Raw genomic sequence first — 19,598 nt, 5'->3', positions numbered from 1 at the left:
ATTATTGTCGTGTGCTCCTGACTTTTCATCTTGTTACGGGTGATGCATAAAGAATAATAAATGTTATATACGCAAAAGCGCTGATCACAGTAAGGATCCAATTTATGAAACTAGCTACTTATAAGAACGATAGCCGAGATGGCCGTTTAATGTTGGTATCTAAAGATTTAACACGTACCTGTTCAGTAGAAGATATCGCTCACACTATGCAGCAAGCACTCGACAGCTGGCAGGTTACTGCTCCGCAATTACAGATGCGCTACGAACAGCTCAATAATGGGGTAATAGAAAGTATTGAATTTGATGCTACTCGCTGTGAGTCACCCCTACCGCGCGCTTACCAGTGGGCAGATGGCAGTGCGTATGTAAACCATGTAGAGCTAGTACGAAAAGCGCGAGGCGCTGAAATACCTGAAAGTTTCTGGAGCGACCCACTCATGTACCAAGGGGGATCTGACGACTTTATCGGCCCACGGGATGACATTATATTGCCCAGCGATGAATGGGGCATTGATTTTGAAGGTGAGGTGGCCGTTGTTACCGATGATGTTCCGATGGCCTGCACTGATGCACAAGCGGCAGAGCGAATTAGACTGGTAATGCTTGTGAATGATGTATCCCTAAGAGGCTTAATTCCAGGTGAGTTGGCGAAAGGGTTTGGGTTCTTTCAGTCAAAGCCGGCCTCTAGCTTTTCACCCGTGGCGGTAACACCCGATGAACTCGGGGATGCGTGGGAACAAGAGAAAGTACATTTACCGCTTCGTTCCACCTACAACGGTGAATTGTTCGGTAAACCACAAGCAGGTGAAGACATGACATTTAGCTTCGCTAAGCTGGTGTCACATGCAGCTAAGAGTCGAAACTTAGGCGCTGGCACCATTATTGGTTCAGGTACCGTATCGAACAAACAAGGTACTGACCACGGCTCAGCCATTGCTGAAGGTGGCCTTGGCTACTCGTGTATTGCTGAAGTGCGCATGATTGAAACTATCAGGGATGGAAAACCTACTACTCCCTTTATGCAATTTGGCGATCGAATTAGGATAGAAATGTTCGATAGTAACGGACAAAGCATTTTCGGTGCTATCGAGCAACAGATTAAGCCTTTAAGCTAAATTTGATAAACGTAAGCTGAGGGTTAGGCCCATACGCTCGCCCTTAGCAAATTACGCTATGATTATAATGAGTAATACAACACACACGTAAGGCGGCGGGTATTTATGAGTTTAACTTTATATGGTTACTGGCGCTCAACGGCGTCTTACAGAGTAAGAATTGCACTTAATTTAAAAGGTGTAGAGTATCAATATGTGCCTGTGCACTTAGTCAATGAAGGTGGGCAGCAGCACAGTGCGCCCTATAAACAGCTAAACCCCGCTCAGCTAGTGCCCACTTTGGTTGACGATGATGAAGATATTATTCTTAATCAGTCTTTAGCCATTATCGAATACTTAGATGAACGTTTTCCCTCACCGTATCAATTGATACCATCGCACAAGACAGAACGAGCAAGGGTAAGGGCGCTGGCTCAGGATATTGCATGTGACACTCAACCTTTAAGTAACTTGCGTGTACTCAATCAGCTTAAGAATGAATATAGTGCCGAACAAGAAAGTGTAAACAAATGGGCGGCGCATTGGATAACGCTGAGTTTCGATGCCATTGAAAAGCGGCTACAAACCCAAGCTGGTAAGTACTGCTTTGACTTTGATGTGACCATGGCTGACTTGTGTTTGGTACCGCAGGTTTATAACGCGCATCGCTTTAATGTGGATATGACACGATATCCGCTTATTCAAAAAATAACAGACAATTGCAATGCATTACCTGCTTTTGAAAAAGCACTGCATGAGAATCAGGTTGATAGCGTGCTTCAATAACGTGAGAAAGAAGCGCAGTCGATGGGCAGCAGGGCGTAGGTTTCAATGAAACCTACTGTCGTTTGATGGGTAGCTCAGTGGTGTTCTTCACTTGTTTTAATGCGAAGGTAGAGCTGACATGATCAACCAAAGGAAGATGAGTAAGCTTCGTTTTCAGTAAAAATTCATATTCTTCAATACTTTCCACAATCACTTTAAGCAAATAGTCTTTCTCACCGCTGGTGGTGTGGCACTCAACAATTTCATCAATACTTTGTACTGCATTTTCAAAATCGGTAAGGGAGTCGCCATCATGATTTTTAAGTGTGACATAAATAAAAACAGACACCCCAAGGTTGAGTTTTTTACTATTTAAAAGAGTGACTTTACCAATAATAATGCCATCGGCTTCCATGCGTTTTACCCGTCGCCAACAGGGGGTATGGGACAACCCAACCTTCTGGCTCAACTCGGCCATAGAGACAGTGGCATCTTGTTGAAGTACTCGTAAAATCTCACGATCGAATTTATCTAATTTCATTGAACGCAGCTTCCGTCGTTTTTATGATGTTTATTATATAGAAAAATAAATTCTAGGATAGATATCCTAGAAAAATAGTATTCATACTTTGTGTATTTCACTTTACGAGGGCCGGTCATTAACTTAGCAAGGCGTGTCCTCTGGTTGTTGGGCTACACTTGGGCAAAATCCATCACATTATTAATAGGGAAAGTATGTCGGTTTTCGATCACATAGAGTTTGATAGTCACGAGCATGTCGCTTTTTATCACGATAAAGAAGCAGGCTTAAGTGCCATTATTGCCATACACAACACAAACCTAGGCCCAGCATTGGGTGGTTGTAGAATGTGGCCCTATGTAAGCAGTGCAGAAGCACTAACCGATGTACTCCGTCTTTCTAAAGGAATGACCTACAAAGCCGCGATGGCTAATATTGCATTAGGTGGTGGTAAATCAGTCATTATTGGTGATCCTCGCAAACAAAAAACGCCGGCGATGATGGAAGCCATGGGGAAATTTGTAGATTCATTGAGTGGCAAATATTTTACCGCAGAAGACTCGGGCATTTCAGTTACCGATTTACAAACCATGGCGACTCAGTCTGATTACATTGCCGGAGTAAACGCACAATACCACTACGCTGACGAACAGCCAGACGGTAATCCAGCACCCTCTACCGCTTATGGTGTGTTCGTAGGCTTAAAAGCCAGTGTAGAGCACGGATTGAATAGCAGCTTAGAGGGAGTAAGCGTAGCAATTCAGGGTATGGGGCATGTAGGGTATCGCCTTGCGTCACACCTTCATGCAGCCGGTGCAAAGCTCTATGTTGCTGATATATTCCCCGAAGGTGTTGAAAAGGCCGTAGCAGAACTGGGTGCTACGGCGGTAGCGCCTGAAGAAATTTTAGGGCTGGACGTTGATGTACTAGCACCTTGTGCATTAGGCGCGGCAATTAATGACCAAACATTACCGATGATTAAAGCTAAGGTCATCGCTGGCGCGGCGAACAATCAACTTGCACGCGAAGAAATTGGCGATATGTTAGTCGAACGAGGTATTTTGTACGCGCCTGATTATGTGATTAACGCAGGTGGCATTATCGATATCTTCCATCAGCGTATGGAAAAGAGCACGAACGCAGCGCTACGCAAGCATATTGAAGACATTGGTACGACGCTAAAAGAGATTTATACCCGTGCTGATGCCCAAAAAGCAGCCACAAATCGTGTGGCAAACATCATTGCAGAAGAGAGATTTTCGTTAAAGGGTTGAAAGTTATCGGGCAAGTAGTCATAATGCGCCCCGCGCTTAAGACTGCTGACGCCTGTTAGCATTTTATTCGCTTTCAATGGTGGGCTTTTGGTCCTCCCGCAATGATACTCTGTGAACTCGGTCAGGCCTGGAAGGGAGCAGCCGCAGCAGACGACTCATGTGCCGGGATGTGGCTGGGAGCCCGCCACCCAATTTACTCCCCCGTATTTTTGACCTTTGGCGTTACTCTGCTTTCTCGCTTACCGATGTTTTATCTGTGTCGTCTAAATATTTCATCGCATTATCGATAGCATACGTAACATTCATCTCCATTTGATTTCGTTCACTCTGGGGAAGATAAAAGGCCATATCGACTTCATAGCGGATGTAGCGTGGAGGGACTTGGTTAAGTGCCAAGCAGCATAAGTCAGCTAAATAATCAGGACTTTTAGTATTATCCAGTCCAAGTTCTGTTACACGTTGTAATACAAGATGTTCGTAATAATTATGAATGTCATCATCAAGCTTCATATTTGTGCCCTAATTTAAATTTTAACGCGATGTTATTTTTTATGGGTATGTATATTTTTAATAACGCCCCTAGATAATTTATAGCCTGTATTTTGTCGATGTCGAGTTAGCGATGTTAGAATTTCTTTCTGTGCATAACGACGACAAGAATAATCGGCATGAAAAAAAATATTGAACCCTGCTATTACGGTGATTATCTAGCGTTAGATAAAATACTTGGCGCACAAAAGCTTCAAAGTACCAAGTACGGTGAACCTGCTCATGAGGAAATGCTATTTATAGTAGTGCATCAAGTGTATGAGCTATGGTTTAAGCAACTTTTACACGAACTCAATGCGGTTATCGACACATTCAATCAAGCAGCAGTAAAAGATCAGCAACTCACTTCAGTAGTACATAGGCTGCACCGTGTTATTCAAATTCAAAAGCTGATGAACGACCAAATAGGTATTATGGAAACTATGACGCCTCAGCAGTTTCTTTCATTCAGAGATTATTTGGTTCCCGCCTCAGGCTTTCAAAGTATCCAATTTAAACAGCTTGAAATTTCATTAGGCCTTAAAAGGGAATATCGTATCGATTTCGATAAGCAAAGTTTTTATAACCGATTAAGTGATGATGATCGCAGCCTATTGGAAGCGTTAGAAGAAAAACCAAGCTTGTTTGAACTAGTGGATAAGTGGTTGGCACGTATGCCACTACTTAAAACCGAGGATTTCCACTTTTGGGATTACTACCGAAATGCAACAGATGAAATGCTTAACGATGACAAAGAAACCATAGAAAAGAATGCGTTTCTGTCGGAAGTAGAACGTCGACAAGAGCTTAAAGACTGGCAATCGACCAGAGAGAACTTTGACGGGCTATTTAATCATGATACGTATGAAGCCCTTCTTAATCAGGGTAAATTCCGCTTATCACATGAAGCATTATTGTCGGCTTTATTTATAAAGCAGTATTCAGAAGAACCCGTTTTTAATCTGCCTTTCCAACTCATTACCGCACTAACAGAAATTGATGAACAATTAACGTTGTGGCGTTATCGCCATGCCATGATGGTACAACGAATGCTGGGAACAAAAATAGGAACGGGCGGCTCATCCGGCCACCATTATTTGAAGAAAACGACGGAATCTAACAGGGTGTTTCTAGACTTTTTCAACATGGCTACGTTTCTTTTGCCAAAAAGTTCACTTCCAGAATTGCCTGAATCGGTAAAACGCAGCTTAGGCTTTTATTTACAATAGACGAAAAATGCGACATTTCTGCATTTGCGACGAATGTAATTCGTCGCAAATGGGGAACTCTTTGAATACCCCCCAAAGCCAAGCCACTCAAAAGATTACGTGTAATTTCCCTACTTCACGCCCATACCATTCATCGTAAAAATTTCCATTTACGCTTGCTTTACCCCCTTTACACATGTCAATTATACTTTCGGATAACCATAAAAATCCGTATAAAAAACAATCGTTTAGATTATCTTTATGGTTTTTTTAAATAAAGTTAAGACTAACGAAAACACACATCCAGGGAGTTATACATGCTTCAATATAAAAGAAGTGCAGCGGCTTTTGCCGTAGCGCTCAGTCTTGGTGTTTCGGCACCAGTATTTGCAAACGACACAAATGGTTTTATTCAAGGTAATACTGCAGAAATTAGCGGTGCAGAAATTAGTGGCGTTACTGTAACTATCACTAATGTTGATACAGGTCTAGTTCGTACAGTTACCACAGATGCTAACGGCGATTTTCGTTTTCCATTGTTACCGCCAGGTATCTACAATGTGGTTGCTGAGAAAGACGGCTTTCGTAACACCATCCAAGAATCTGTAAAAGTTGGTATTAGTGGTAAAACTAACTTAAACATGAAACTTGCCGGTGACGATGTTGAACGAATCGAAGTAACTGGTTCAACAATTGCCATGGTAGATGTAACAAGTTCAAGCACTGGTATCGTTGTAGACACTGTTACCCTTGATAGAGTTCCTGTTCCTCGTAACTTAACGTCAGTTGCGCTATTGGCACCAGGTACAACCCAAGGTGACTCAGCGTTTGGTGACCTTCCTTCCATTGGTGGTGCATCAGTTGGTGAGAACGGTTATTACATTAATGGTCTAAATATTACTAACTTTAGAACGGGTGTGGGTTCAAGTGAGCCACCTTTCGACATGTACGAAACCTTTGAAGTTAAAACCGGTGGTTACTCAGCGGAATACGGCCGTGTAACTGGCGGTGTTATTAACGCTAAAACTAAAAGTGGTAGCAACGAATTTAAAGCTGGCGTTAATGTTTACTGGGAGCCTGATGCACTTCGTGAGCAGAAAAGTTCTTACAGAAGAACAACTGACGGCAATTACCGCATTGATAATACCGGCGATGAAAAAGATTCGTGGGATGCAAACGTGTGGGCTAGCGGCGCGCTAATTGAAGACAAATTATTCTTCTATGCGTTGTTTAACCCGCGCTCTGTAGAAGAGAAATTCGTAGGTGAACAGCAGATAAACAGTACTGGCTTAGTTCAGAACGGTTTTACAGAAACCGATGAAGATGCGTTTTGGGTAGCGAAAGTTGATTGGTATGCTACTGAAAACAACATATTGGAAGTGACAGTATTTTCAGATGAGCGTTCAACCGAAATCCAAACGTTTGATTCGACTGATGGCGTTTTTACCACAGACTCGAGAGTTGGTTACGAAGATGAAGGTGGCCTGAACTACACGGCTAAATGGACCAGTATCATCAATGATGATTTCTCTATCTCTGCCCAGTACGGTGTGAACAAGCAAGACCGGACCGTGCGCAGTGAATTAGATGCTAATCCAGTAGCATACTTTACTTACGATAGTACTGGTGCTTTTGTTCCAACAAGCACGTGGGCTGGTTTTACTGTTGAGCAGGGGGACGATAAACGCGAAGTTATCCGCATTGATGCTGACTGGTATATTGGCGACCACTCAATTCGCTTCGGTTACGATTACGAAAACTTAACAGCAAGTAGTTATACGATTAACTCAGGCGGCGCATACTATCTTTATTATGTAAATGATGACGATTTAGCTAACGAAGAAATCTACCAAGTGCGTCATAGAGATTACGAAGTTGGTGGTGATTTCGATTCAGAAAATATTGCATTCTACGTACAAGACCAATGGCAGGTTACTGATGACTTAGTGATTAATGCCGGTATTCGTAACGACTCTTTTGAAAACTTCAATGCAGATGGTGAAACCTTCGTAAAACTTGATAACCTTTGGGCACTTCGTTTAGGTGCGGTATGGGATGTGCGTGGCGATGGTGAAACGAAAGCATGGGCAAGTTTCGGTCGTTACTACCTTCCAGTTGCAGCCAACACGAACATTCGCTTAGCCGGTGCAGAAACCTATACGCAAGAATACTATGAGTTTGACGGATACGCTGATGAGTCTTTATTCATTCCTAATCTTACCGGTGATAAAACTCAGCCTGACGATGTTTTCGCTAACGGTGAAGCAAAATCTCCAGCTGAATTAGTTGATCAAAATATTGATGCAATGTACTCAGATGAATTTATTGCTGGTTATCAGTTCCAATTGAACGACGAGTGGAGCATGGCGATTCAAGGTACTTACCGAGAATTGGCGACTACTGTTGAAGATATGGCAATTGATGCAGCGGTTATCGAATGGGCTGCGGCTAATGGCTACGGTGACGTTTCTGGTATTTGGGACGGTTTCCATCAATATGTATTAACTAACCCCAATGTAGACATGCGTATTGGTACCACTGAATTGCCAGGTACTAACGGCGAATTGGTTTATATGGATTTGTCAGCCGAAGACTTAGGCTACCCAGATTCAGTACGTAAATACGCTGCCGTTGACTTTACCTTCCAACGTGCTTGGGACGGCGTTTGGATGTTCAATGCTGCCTATACGTGGTCGCATAACTGGGGTAATAACGAAGGTTTTGTGCGTTCTGACAACGGTCAAGATGACGCAGGCTTGACAACATTGTTTGACCAACCTGGATTGTTAGATGGCGCCTACGGCGACCTTCCTAACGATCGTCGTCATCAAGTTAAAATGTACGGTGCCTATGCGGTTACCGAAGACTTAACGTTAGGTGCTAACTTGCAGTTCTGGACCGGTAAGCCAGTGAATGCATTTGGTTATCACCCGACTGATAAATTTGCACAAGCATATGATTCAGAGTCATTTTATGCCGGTGGTGAGCTTGCCCCTCGTGGCTCTCGCGGTCGCACAAGTAGCTACTACTCAATTGATGTTTCGGCGTCATATAATATTGATATTGGCGAAGATCAAACATTGGTTGTTCGTGCAGATGTCTTTAACGTGTTGAACAACGATAAAGTGACAGAGGTTTATGAAATCTATGACAGTGAATCGTCTCAAGACCCATTAGACCCAGATGTAGATCCTAACTATGGAACGCCTACACAATGGCAAACTCCTCGTTATGTTCGCTTTAGTGTGAACTATACGTTTTAAGACCTAATGCTAGGGAAGTGCGACTTATCGCGCTTCCCTAGCAATTCATCCTGTATAGGTCGAAAAATAATCGCTTCAAGACTTTAGTTGTAATATTTACGTAAATTGTAAGTAAACATTTACAGAAAAAGTAAAAAAACTTAAAAAAAGTTGAACTTTTAATTATTCCTCTCCCGATCTCAGTTGACCGTTTACGCTTGTTGTGTTTATTATCTTAGTGAGGCTTTGACCTTACTAATAATAATTCGTTATAAACGATTTTAGAAATACACACTAAACAAGTTTTAGTGGTCCAGGGAGACAACACATGTTTACAAATTCTAAGCTGGCTAAGTCAGTTAGGTTGGCCTGCGCGTTCGGCGCGGTTTCAACAATAAGTTTTTCTGGTGCAGTTGCTGCACAAGAAGCCGAAGAAGCAGCCGATACTGTTGAAAAAATCGAAGTAACCGGTTCACGTATCCGTCGCACAGACATTGAAGGCGCTAACCCAGTAACGGTTATGTCACGTGTAGATATCGAAAAATTCGGTATTACTTCAATCGGTGATGTTCTTCAAGCTATCCCATCTGCTGGTTCAGCAATCAACACAAACAACAACAACGGTGGTAATGGTACAACTACTATTAACATTCGTGGTATCGGCTCAAACCGTACTCTTGTTCTTGTAAACGGTAAGCGTTGGGCTCCAGGTCTAACAGGTTCAGTTGATTTAAATAACATCCCAGCATCAATCATTGAGCGTATCGAAGTACTTAAAGATGGTGCTTCAGCGGTTTATGGTTCTGACGCAGTAGCCGGTGTTGTAAACATCATCACTCGTCAAGATTTCGAAGGCGTTCACGCTTCTGGCTATATCGGTCAATATGACGAAGGCGACGGTAACAAAGAACAGTGGGATGTTGGCTTTGGTGCTGCGAACGACAAAGGTAACGTTTATTTCAACGTTAGTTATGTAGAAGAAGAAGCGACACTTGCTGGTGACCGAGCTATCTCTGCAGTTCCAGTTTTCGGTACGCCTGAAGGTTTCGGTGGTTCATCTGCGCCGCCTCAAGGTCGTTTTTGGACTTTTGATCAAGCTGGAACGTCTTTTAGTGAGCAAGGTGATAGTGCCGGTGGTTTAGAGCCATGGGTTGAGCCAGATAGCCGATTCAACTTTGCTCCTTTCAACTACCTATCTACGCCACAAGAAAGAACAAATATTTACTCTCAGGCGCGTTACGAGTTAACAGATAACCTAAGTGTAAACGTAACTGGTTTCTACGGTAACCGTAAATCAGAACAGGCTTTAGCACCTACACCTTTGTTTATCGGTACGGCATTTGGTGATTCAGGCTTTACTCTTTCTGCTGACAACCAATACAACCCATACGGTGTTGATATTTCTACAGACCAATCAGTTCTAGATGCAGATCCAAATGCACGTGAATTGTTCTTGTTTGGTCGTCGTATGATGGAAGCAGGCTTCCGTAGCTTCAAACAGAACGTTGACCAATTCCAGTTTAATGGTGGATTTGATGGTGTTCTTGAATTTGCAGACAGAGAATTCTACTGGGATGCAAACTACACTTATGCTGATATCACTCAAAACCAGTTAACAGATGGTCTTCTTAATATGAACCGCGTTGCGCTTGCAATCGGTGACCCAGCTAACTGTACTGGCGATTGTACTCCGCTAAACCTATTTGGTGGTTCTACTGCTCTTGGTGAAGGTACAATCACGCAAGAAATGCTTGATTACATTACTTTCACTGCACAAGATGAGCAGAGCACATCGCTAGAAAGTTACTCTGCAAACATCTCGGGTGAAGTACTTGAATTACCAGCAGGTTATTTAGCATTTGCTGCTGGATACGAAAAGCGCTGGCAAGAAGGTTACGACCAACCAGATGCAATTATTGCAGCAGGTATAACGTCGGGTAATGCACGTCAACCAACTGAAGGTTCGTTCAGCGTTGAAGAAGCATATCTAGAGCTAGCTATTCCACTTCTTTCAGACCTTGAGTTTGTTGAACAGTTAGACCTTGAACTTGCTACACGTTACTCGGACTACAGCAACTTCGGTGACACTACAAACTCTAAAGTTGGCTTGAAGTGGCGTGTTAACGACGACTTAATCATTCGTGGTACGTGGTCTGAAGCATTCCGTGCACCATCTCTAGATGAATTGTTCTCTGGTAACAGTGATAGCTTTGCTCCGCTTACCGATCCATGTAACGGCGGTGCAGCAGCAAACCCAGACTTACCTGGATGTGCTGGTATACCAGCAACGTATGAGCAGCCGAACTCACAAATTCGCACGACTGTTGGTGGTAACGCTAACCTTCAAGCGGAAGAAGCTGAAAGCTTTACTTACGGATTTGTATACTCTCCAGAGCAAGTTGATGGCCTATCAATCACGTTTGACGTATTTGATATTGAAGTAGACAACGCGGTTTCAACAGTAGGTGCGCAAACTATTCTTAACGCATGTGCGGAAACGGGCGTGAACTTATGTTCACTAATCACTCGTGGTGCAGGCGGTAACGTTGTTGACTTGTTCAACGGTGCGGTAAACCTAGGTGGACAAACTACTTCAGGCTTCGATTATAACGTTGCTTATAACTTCGAAACTGACTACGGTGATTTCCGAGTAAACTGGGATGGTACGTATGTTGACGAACGTACAACTATCGTTATCGATCCAGTTACCAACACAACCGCTGAATTTAACGATGCTGGTTTAGCGGGCGACCGTGATGTTGTTCCACGTATTCGTACTAACTTAGCAGTAACGTGGAGCTATGAAGACTTTACAGCTAACTGGTTGGTTCGCTTCATCGGTCATACTACTGAACTTTGTTCAATTGACGGTGATGTGTTAGATCAACAATTATGTAGCGACCCAAGTCTAGAAGTTGGCGGAACTAGCTACAATGAGTTAGATGACATGGCCTACCACGATGTGTCACTAGGTTATGCGGTTAACGATAACCTTCGTATCACGCTAGGTGTTAACAACTTATTTGATACAGATCCTGAGGTTTCTTACTCGACGTTTGCTAACAGCTTTGACCCGTCTATGTATGAAATTCCTGGACAATTCTTCTACACACGTTTGAATGTAAACTTCTAATTTAAAGTGTAGTTTGAATCTTTAAAAAGCCTCTTCGGAGGCTTTTTTGCTATATGGTGCATACGTTATGAATATTCAACAATTGATCGCTAAAGCAAATAAAGCACATGCTGCGAACGATATCTCTTTGGCAATGGGTTTTCTGAAGCAAGCTGGCGAAGCAGGAGACATAAATGCCGCTTTAGATTATGCATATTATCTATCGCACGATAAGCCTATTGAGTCCGTTCAATATTTAGAAAGCCTCTCATGTGTTGAAAATCCAATTGTTCAATATCACAAATTATTGATAGCTTATTTTTGCGATCTAATTACAGAATCGAATGGTGTAGCGAAAAGCTTAGTGGCTCTGGGCCAGAAAGGGGTAATTGAAGCATATTTAGTTATTTTGTCCTATTTAGAGCAAAGCAGTAGTGAGTTTTCTTTTATAGCGAATAAAGTAAGAAACATTGCACCAAATATATTCAACCAACTGAAACTCGATGAATTTGTAAATAGCAAAGTATGTGAATCAAATAACGATAAAGTAGCTCAGGGGTTGGAGAGTAAACTGTTCGAGCCGTTGCCATTACCGATTACACTAAACGAAGAGCTTCCTATAAGTTTGTTTGAGAGTACGTTGTCGGGTTTTGAGTGTAATTACCTTATCACTAAGTTCAGTGCATTATTACAACCGTCCATGGTGGTTGACCCTATTACGGGTCAAGGCCGAATAGACAAAGTTAGGACCAGTTACGTTGCTATTATTTCGCCAGAGCACTGTGACTGGCTCACGCGAAAAATTGATAAGCTTGTTGCCAAAGCAACTAAAACACGTTGTTGTGAAGGTGAGGTTCTGAATTTACTTAGATATGTACCAGGCCAAGAGTACAAACCCCATTATGATGCATTGAATAGATTACATGATGCTAAGACTTTCGAAGATGGTGGGCAAAGAACAAAAACTGCAATTATTTATTTAAATACTGTCAATGAAGGGGGGAATACCACGTTCCCCAAATTAGGTATGCGGGTATCTCCTAATAAAGGAAACATGCTTGTTTTCAATAACAGTGATGACAAGGGAAATGTTCTGATCAACAGTTATCATGCTGGAGAATCGACCCAAAAAGAAAATAAATGGTTAGTTACAAAATGGATTAGAGAACATAAAACAAATTATGGTAAATTCTTATATGGCAATCACTAAAAAAAGGGAATAGGGATGAAAAAGCTAAATCAGGTATGTCTAGTTGTAGGTCTAGCGTTAACGCTTGGAGCATGTGGCTCAAGGAGTAACGAATCTTCTCAATATGCTAAGTCTGATAGTAATGCTACAGATGATGGTATGAAGTGTAAGATGGAAAAGAAGATTGGCTCCAATCGCATGCAGCGTGTTTGCTATTCGGCAGAAGAAAGAGAACAAATGCGTGAGGCAGGTAGAGAGGGTTGGACCCGAATGCAGCGCGGCACAGAAACAAGTGGCGGTGATATGTAATTGACAGTCATTTTAGTTTAAGATGGGAGGCAAAATGCTTCCCACTTTTATGAATCAGAAAAAAAGCAAAATAGACTCAATACTCGCTAACATTGCCAATTTGATTGAAAATGGCCTTTACGACACTGCTCTTGCGGATTATAGGCGTCTGTATCAGCAGGCACCAAGTTTTTTAGAACCCTCTGAAGAATTTTCCATCACGAAGTCGCAAGCGACTCATATACATAATGCCGCAAACTTGGCACGTCGTGATCTAATCATCAAGACAAAATCCATATGCTCGACGAAAAGAATTGAAGAATCAGTAAGTGCGCTATGTGGGTTGTCTCAAAAAGCTTTTGACAAGCAGCACCAGTCACCTAGTTTTCTGTTTGTACCCCAACTGCCATCTAGCCCTTTTCCATCAATAGATTCCGTTGAAAATCTTCGCGACTTTATCCAGCAACTTTCGTATCACAAGGGATATTTTTTATCGTGTGTTTCAAAGGTAAATGAAAAGTATATACACGATATAGATGAAGTGCCGGATACACAAGAATGGCGTAATCTAACGAAATGCTGGAATTCGTTGCATTTAATGAAAGGTGGCAAGTTGACTCCTGTTGGAGAAACGTTGCCTGATGAAATTAAAACGATAATAAGATCCCCCTTATTAGCAGATTGTCCGGAACATGCTCCCGAGATTGTTATTTCAGTGCTTGATGCAAAAACCAAAATACCACCGCATTTTGGTATATCTAATATTAAGTGGACACTTCACATACCTCTGTTAGTCAATGAATTATCATACATAGAAGCCGCTGGTGAGCGCCAATATTGGACACAAGATAAAGAAGCTCTTCTATTTGATGATAGCTACAAACACAGCGCAGAAAACGGGGCGGATGAAAAAAGAGCGGTATTGATTTTAGATATATGGAATCCGTATCTATCTATAGAAGAACGTAGCGACATTAAAGCCCTAATGGAGATATATAGTAAATGGTCTTCCCAATATGGCAGCTTAGCGACACTGGATCGGAGACTTTATAAGTAATGCAAAACTCGCCCTCTATAATTATTCCTCAACTCATTCAGGCGTTTAATAAACGCGAATACAACGTGGTGTTGGATATGATTAAATTAAATCCAACACTGCTTCGTGTAGATGCAGTTGTGCCTCAGTTACAAGCAAGTGCTTTGCGTAAGTTGGGTTTCGTCAATGAAGCAACGAAAGCTTACGAAAAAGGGCTAAAGCGCTTTCCTAGTGCGTGTGATTTGATGAATAGTTTCGGAAATCTCTTGCTTGAAGTGGGTCAGAATAAAAAGGCGCTATTGTTATTTAGCAAAGCCAATAAAATAAGCCCAGAGAGTTATGACTATAAATATAATTTGGCGAGGACGTTATTTGCTGATGAACGTTATGCCGAAGCCGAAAAAAATGTACGGGAATTAATAAAGGTTCACCCGTTAAAGTTGGATTTGTTGTTAATGCTGTCGTCTATTTTGAGTCAGAAAGGACAGAACGTAGAAGCAGAAAAATATTTGCTACAAATATTAGAAATAGACTCGTCCAACATAAAGGCGCTCAATAATTTAGGTAACATTAAACGTAGTATTGGGCAACAAGACGAAGCGCTCATTCTTTACAAACGCGCCTTGGATACTGGAGCTGCTGGTGCAGAAATATACCAGAATCTTGCGGCCATATTAGCGCTTAAAGGCACCCACAAAGAATCATTTGAAGTATATGAACAAGGGTTGTCAAAATATCCTTTAAATGTCACGCTTCACAAGGAGTATGCACATTTTGCTTGGATACAAAATGCTAATAGTCCTTTTGCCCTTTTAGAGAAAGTATTGTCTACCGAACAACCCGGTTTAGTAATGGCTTATACGGAATTAATGCTCAAGATCGATGACTTTGAAAAAGCGAAACTTTGGTTAGAAAAGCTTGTGGCGAAGCAAGACCCGTCAATTCAAATTGCAGCAGTAGCTAGTCTATCTAATGCTTTGAGGGGGCTAGGTCAATTCCAAGAAGCGCTCGATGTTATAAATAGCCTTCCTAACACCAAAAGTGCTGAGTTACTGCCATTACTTATTGAAAAAAGCTATTCGTTGTTGAGCCTCGACCGAGCTAAAGAAGCTATCAGCGTGCTCGAATTAGTATGTCGAATTGCTCCTTTAAATCAAGGCTACTGGACACTGTTATCTACTGCTTATAAAGCAAATGGTGATGAGACAAAATATCAAACATTATGTCAGTATCAGGATTTTGTGAATGTCACATCGCTATTAGAAAATTCAGAAGAAAACATGCACTTTATTAATGAATTGGCGGGTTATCTAAATTCATTGCATAGCAGTACCAAGCATCCCATAGGGCAGTCGCTGAGAAATGGCACTCAGACATTTGAAAACTTACTAGACAGTGAGCACTATTTAATTCAAACCCTCAAGACTGCCCTTAAAAATAGAGCAAAGTCGTTTGTGTGCTCTCTATCAACGCAAAAAAAACATCCTTTTCTCTCTCGTATTCACTCTAACTTGCAGTTTATTGGAAGTTGGTCGGTTAGATTAAGAAAGGCGGGGTTTCACAAGTCGCATTATCATTCTGAAGGGTGGTTGAGCGGGGTACTTTACGTTGATGTGCCCGATGAAGTAAGGGAAAATGGCAACGGTTGGCTGGTGTTCGGGCGCCCAGATATTAAGGGGGTCGAAATGTTAGAAGATTTCGCCATTAAGCCTTTAGCCGGAAATGTTGTGTTTTTCCCATCTTACATGTGGCACGGAACTAACCCAATTTACTCAGATACTCAAAGATTAACTGTCGCATTTGATATAGTACCTGAGTCATAACCAAAGATCAGGCTAGTTCTAATTTGAAGGCCAATGTGTATCTAGATGTATAGCAGATTCGATTTGGTGGTCTGCCTACATGTTTGATCGCGCCATGAAATATGACAGTACGTCCTGGTTTTGGAGTACACGCGAATTCACAATCATCATCTTCGTTGTAAAATAAAGTTTCTCCACCCCATTCGATATTCCACTCCGGACACAAGAATACCAACACAGTGAGTTCATCCGCTTCAGGCAAACAATCAGTGTGAGTAAAAAGCATATCACCATAGGATGCATAGTTAACGTATCCACGATAAGCACGATACTGTTTTCCTGTAGTATGACTAATTTGGAGAATAGCTCGTTGATAAACGGCTAAGCCCCTAATTTGTTCTTCAGAAAGAGAGACGGCCCAATGTCGGAACTGAGCGGTATCTGGGCGAGCAACTTCATTTCGTTTAAAAGCACTTATCTCTAACCCTTTAAAAATAGTACTTGTTTCATCTACTGTGCAAAGGTTATCAAAAACCCATATTGGCTTATCATTAATCAGACAATTGTATTTCGGTGATTGATTCATAAATAATTTTGATTCGTTGTTTTATTGTTTAAGGCATCCGTATTATTACCAAATCAAAACCCGTACGCCAATAAATCGTGCGCAAATGAAAAAGATAAAAAATTGAATCTCGGTGCGAGATTGTTTCTATGCTTTAGTGATATTAAATAAAACTCCCACATAACTAAAAATTCTCAGAAATGGGATAACTAAAAGTACGACAGAATTTAAAGGGTTATAACGAACATATAAAGCGCAGTGGTCGGTTGATTTTCAAGCGGGTGTGAAATGATAAGGGTCAATAATGGGCGTAGATAGGACAATGTCATAAACCTTGCACCAAAATGGCACCCTGATTGGGGAGGTTTGCTTCAATACTTTGAACCAGATGGTACAACGACCGAATCTTGGTCACCTGAATTTAACACTTTGAGCTTATTTGATGTAAAACACATTCATAGTGTGACTTATGTCACTCCATTTGCCAAACAGCCTCGATATGCCCTGACAGGTTGGATTAAAGCAAGGTAAAAGCGGGGTTTATCTTTGCTCGTAAACAAAAAAATAACCGTGTATTTGCCAGTTATTTGTACGTTGGAATGAATTCTGCAGGAGAATTCGAACGTATATTAAACAGATGATAAAAAATCTACTTGGTGTAAACAGGGTGTTACTTGACTCAGTGCTGTAATCCGTGTGAGTATAATACGTTCGTAGTACTGGAAGCTAAGGTCCGTGCTACATTCCTAAAACATAATTGTGAAAGTTTAATACGCCCCTTGCCCGAACGGTTTTCCTTTATCGGCGAGGATTCAAATAAGAAATTTGGTTGGGAACTATGTCCAAAATGAGCAAGAGAACTCTTATTGCTTCTACTGTTATCGGTGCTTTCGCACTAACAGGTAGTGCAGTCTCTGCAGATACGCTTGAAGACCTTCATAAAGAAGAAGCGAAAATCCACGCAGCTGCAGCGAAATCTCAGGAAAAAATCAACACGTTGTTTGAACAGTCTCAAGAATTACTGGTTGAGTACCGTCAAACAGTAGATGAGACAGAAAACCTCAAAATATACAATGACTACATTGCGAGTCTTGTAGCAGATCAACAACGTGGTATTGATTCTTTGCAACGTCAAATTGACAGCATTGAACAAACTAAGCAGGGCATCGTTCCTCTTATGTTCCGCATGATCGATAGTCTTGAGAAATTCATCAAACTTGATCGTCCTATTCACTTAGACGAGCGTCTAGAGCGTGTTCAGCGTTTACGTGATGTTATGTCTAACTCTAACGTAACTGTTTCAGAACAGTTCCGCCAAGTAATCGAAGCATACTTGGTTGAAGTTGAGTACGGCACTAAGATTAACTCTTACCAAGGTACTATTGATAGCAACGGCACTGAGGTGACGGTTGACTTCTTTAACCTAGGTCGCACTGCACTAGTAGCATTGTCTCTTGACCAAGAAAACGCTTGGGCATGGAACAATGAAAGCCGCGCTTGGGAACAACTTGGCGACGAATATCTGTCATCAGTTGTTGACGCAGTTAAAATGGCTAATAACGTCATTCCTGCGGATCTGATCAAACTACCAATTAGTGCAGCGGAGTAATTGTTAATGAAACCAGTATTCAAATCTCTTTTAACCGCTGCCACTCTTGCGGTTGTAGCAACCGGAGCTCAGGCTCAGGAAGCAAAGAGCCTTAAAGAACTTTTAGACCAAGTTCAGGATAACCGTGTTTCTGAAACACGTATCAACAAACAGCGTGAAGCAGAGTTCCAATCTGCTCGTGCAGACAAGCAAGCGCTTCTTCGTAAAGCAGAATCTGAATTGAAAGCTGAACAGGGTCGTGGTGACCGTCTTCAACAACAATTCTCTGACAACGAAGTAACGCTTAACGAAAAAGCCGCTGAGCTTGACCAGGCAACTGGTACACTTGGTGAGATGTTCGGTGTGGTTCGTCAAGCTTCTTCAGAAGCTTATGGCCGTGTTGCTACATCAATCGTTAGTGCTCAATTCCCAGGCCGTGGTGAGTTCCTAGCTGGAATGGCAGAAGATTCTAAAGGTCTTCCTAACATTCAAGAACTAGAAGACCTATGGTTTGCTCTTCAGAAAGAAATGACTGAAGGTGGCGAAACAGTTCGTTTCACTACAGAAGTTGTAAACCTTGACGGCGGTTCTTCACAGCAAGAAGTTGTTCGTATCGGTACTTTCAACCTTGTAGGTGAAGACGGCTACCTAACTTATGATGCTGAAAACGAAATCGTTCAGCCTCTAGGTCGCCAACCAGATAGCCGCTTTGTAGGTTCAGCTGACGATTTAATCGCAGCGACTTCAGGTATGGTTCCTTTTTATGCTGACCCTTCTCAAGGTGCAATCCTTGGTCTGTTGAAGCAAAAAGCAACAATGTCTGAGCGTTATCATGCGGGTGGTGTAGTAGGTTACACAATCACTGTAATGCTAGCGATTGGTCTACTTATCGGTCTTTACAAGCTAATTACGCTTACCGTAGTTGCTGGTAAAATGCGTTCACAGCTTAAAAACCCAGGTAACCCTTCAGATGGCAACCCACTAGGTCGCATCTTGAAGGTTTATCAAGAGAACAAAGCTGCTGATGCTGAAAACTTAGAACTTAAACTTGATGAAGCTATCCTACGTGAACTTCCACGTATCGAAAGCGGCATCAACGTAATCAAGATCTTTGCTGCAATCGCTCCGTTACTAGGTCTACTTGGTACGGTACTTGGTATGATCGCAACGTTCCAAGCAATCACATTGTTCGGTACAGGCGACCCTCGTATGATGGCTGGCAGTATCTCTATGGCGCTTGTAACTACGGCTCAAGGTATTATCGCGGCGTTGCCACTGATTCTTACTCACAGCATCGTAGCTTCACGTAGCAAATCAATCATCCACATTCTTGATGAGCAAACTGCGGGTATCGTAGCAGCTCATTCAGAGTCGGAGAAAGCGTAAT

At 42.0% G+C, this 19,598-nt stretch carries 16 protein-coding genes and 1 other RNA gene; 14 read left to right on the top strand and 3 right to left on the bottom strand.

Features of this window, described 5'->3' with window-relative positions; translation table 11 throughout:
- Window positions 1–104 precede the first annotated feature (104 nt).
- Both AMBT_RS12785 and maiA read left to right on the top strand, forming a co-directional pair.
- Window positions 105–1,115: a fumarylacetoacetate hydrolase family protein gene (locus AMBT_RS12785; RefSeq protein ID WP_013785048.1), complete on the top strand. Its 1,011-nt coding sequence runs from the start codon at window positions 105–107 to the stop codon at window positions 1,113–1,115.
- 105 nt (window positions 1,116–1,220) lie between these two features.
- Complete coding sequence (gene maiA, locus AMBT_RS12780) at window positions 1,221–1,880, top strand: maleylacetoacetate isomerase (RefSeq protein WP_013785047.1); 660 nt, start codon at window positions 1,221–1,223, stop codon at window positions 1,878–1,880.
- 52 nt (window positions 1,881–1,932) lie between these two features.
- Here maiA and AMBT_RS12775 read toward each other — a convergent pair whose 3' ends face one another.
- Window positions 1,933–2,400 (bottom strand): Lrp/AsnC family transcriptional regulator, encoded by a 468-nt coding sequence (locus AMBT_RS12775; RefSeq protein ID WP_013785046.1) that lies wholly within the window; start codon window positions 2,398–2,400, stop codon window positions 1,933–1,935.
- A 194-nt stretch (window positions 2,401–2,594) separates the two neighbouring features.
- Here AMBT_RS12775 and AMBT_RS12770 point away from each other — a divergent pair, with 194 nt between their 5' ends.
- Both AMBT_RS12770 and ffs read left to right on the top strand, forming a co-directional pair.
- Window positions 2,595–3,653, top strand: coding sequence for a Glu/Leu/Phe/Val dehydrogenase dimerization domain-containing protein (locus tag AMBT_RS12770; protein WP_013785045.1), 1,059 nt, complete (start codon window positions 2,595–2,597; stop codon window positions 3,651–3,653).
- Between the two features lie 85 nt (window positions 3,654–3,738).
- An RNA gene (ffs, locus tag AMBT_RS22230) (signal recognition particle sRNA small type) lies at window positions 3,739–3,835 on the top strand.
- Window positions 3,836–3,875: 40 nt separating this feature from the next.
- Here the strand turns inward: ffs and AMBT_RS12765 are convergent.
- Complete coding sequence (locus AMBT_RS12765) at window positions 3,876–4,163, bottom strand: late competence development ComFB family protein (protein WP_013785044.1); 288 nt, start codon at window positions 4,161–4,163, stop codon at window positions 3,876–3,878.
- A gap of 158 nt (window positions 4,164–4,321) precedes the next feature.
- Between AMBT_RS12765 and AMBT_RS12760 the strand changes: the two genes are divergently transcribed.
- The 7 genes from AMBT_RS12760 to AMBT_RS12730 all read left to right on the top strand — a co-directional run bounded on the left by AMBT_RS12760 (window position 4,322) and on the right by AMBT_RS12730 (window position 16,079).
- On the top strand, window positions 4,322–5,410 hold the full coding sequence (locus AMBT_RS12760) for a tryptophan 2,3-dioxygenase family protein (protein WP_013785043.1): 1,089 nt from the start codon (window positions 4,322–4,324) through the stop codon (window positions 5,408–5,410).
- 296 nt (window positions 5,411–5,706) lie between these two features.
- Window positions 5,707–8,652, top strand: coding sequence for a TonB-dependent receptor (locus AMBT_RS12755; protein ID WP_013785042.1), 2,946 nt, complete (start codon window positions 5,707–5,709; stop codon window positions 8,650–8,652).
- Between the two features lie 307 nt (window positions 8,653–8,959).
- On the top strand, window positions 8,960–11,764 hold the full coding sequence (locus AMBT_RS12750; RefSeq protein ID WP_013785041.1) for a TonB-dependent receptor: 2,805 nt from the start codon (window positions 8,960–8,962) through the stop codon (window positions 11,762–11,764).
- A 67-nt stretch (window positions 11,765–11,831) separates the two neighbouring features.
- Entirely contained in the window at window positions 11,832–12,953 is a 1,122-nt protein-coding gene (locus tag AMBT_RS12745) for a prolyl hydroxylase family protein (RefSeq protein WP_013785040.1), read from the top strand.
- Window positions 12,954–12,968: 15 nt separating this feature from the next.
- Complete coding sequence (locus AMBT_RS12740) at window positions 12,969–13,241, top strand: hypothetical protein (protein ID WP_013785039.1); 273 nt, start codon at window positions 12,969–12,971, stop codon at window positions 13,239–13,241.
- A 34-nt stretch (window positions 13,242–13,275) separates the two neighbouring features.
- Window positions 13,276–14,277, top strand: a complete 1,002-nt coding sequence (locus AMBT_RS12735; RefSeq protein ID WP_013785038.1) for an aspartyl/asparaginyl beta-hydroxylase domain-containing protein — start codon at window positions 13,276–13,278, stop codon at window positions 14,275–14,277.
- Complete coding sequence (locus tag AMBT_RS12730) at window positions 14,277–16,079, top strand: tetratricopeptide repeat protein (protein WP_013785037.1); 1,803 nt, start codon at window positions 14,277–14,279, stop codon at window positions 16,077–16,079. Before AMBT_RS12735 ends, AMBT_RS12730 begins: the two co-directional genes overlap by 1 nt.
- Window positions 16,080–16,086: 7 nt before the next feature.
- Here the strand turns inward: AMBT_RS12730 and AMBT_RS12725 are convergent, their stop codons facing one another.
- Window positions 16,087–16,644, bottom strand: a complete 558-nt coding sequence (locus tag AMBT_RS12725) for a 2OG-Fe(II) oxygenase (protein WP_013785036.1) — start codon at window positions 16,642–16,644, stop codon at window positions 16,087–16,089.
- 345 nt (window positions 16,645–16,989) lie between these two features.
- Here AMBT_RS12725 and AMBT_RS22225 point away from each other — a divergent pair, with 345 nt between their 5' ends.
- From AMBT_RS22225 to AMBT_RS12715, 3 genes are all read left to right on the top strand, one after another.
- On the top strand, window positions 16,990–17,154 hold the full coding sequence (locus AMBT_RS22225) for a 2OG-Fe(II) oxygenase family protein (RefSeq protein WP_232363140.1): 165 nt from the start codon (window positions 16,990–16,992) through the stop codon (window positions 17,152–17,154).
- A 316-nt stretch (window positions 17,155–17,470) separates the two neighbouring features.
- The gene (locus AMBT_RS12720; protein WP_013785035.1) at window positions 17,471–18,232 is read left to right on the top strand and encodes a DUF3450 domain-containing protein; all 762 of its coding nucleotides are present in this window, start codon (window positions 17,471–17,473) and stop codon (window positions 18,230–18,232) included.
- Between the two features lie 6 nt (window positions 18,233–18,238).
- Window positions 18,239–19,597 carry a MotA/TolQ/ExbB proton channel family protein gene (locus AMBT_RS12715; RefSeq protein ID WP_013785034.1) on the top strand — a complete coding sequence of 453 codons (1,359 nt, stop codon included), beginning with the start codon at window positions 18,239–18,241 and terminating at the stop codon, window positions 19,595–19,597.
- Window position 19,598 lies beyond the last annotated feature (1 nt).

Source organism: Alteromonas naphthalenivorans (assembly GCF_000213655.1).
Taxonomy (GTDB): Bacteria; Pseudomonadota; Gammaproteobacteria; order Enterobacterales; family Alteromonadaceae; genus Alteromonas; species Alteromonas naphthalenivorans.
Note: the sequence above shows the minus strand (reverse complement) of the source record. Positions and strands in the feature narration are given on the sequence as shown.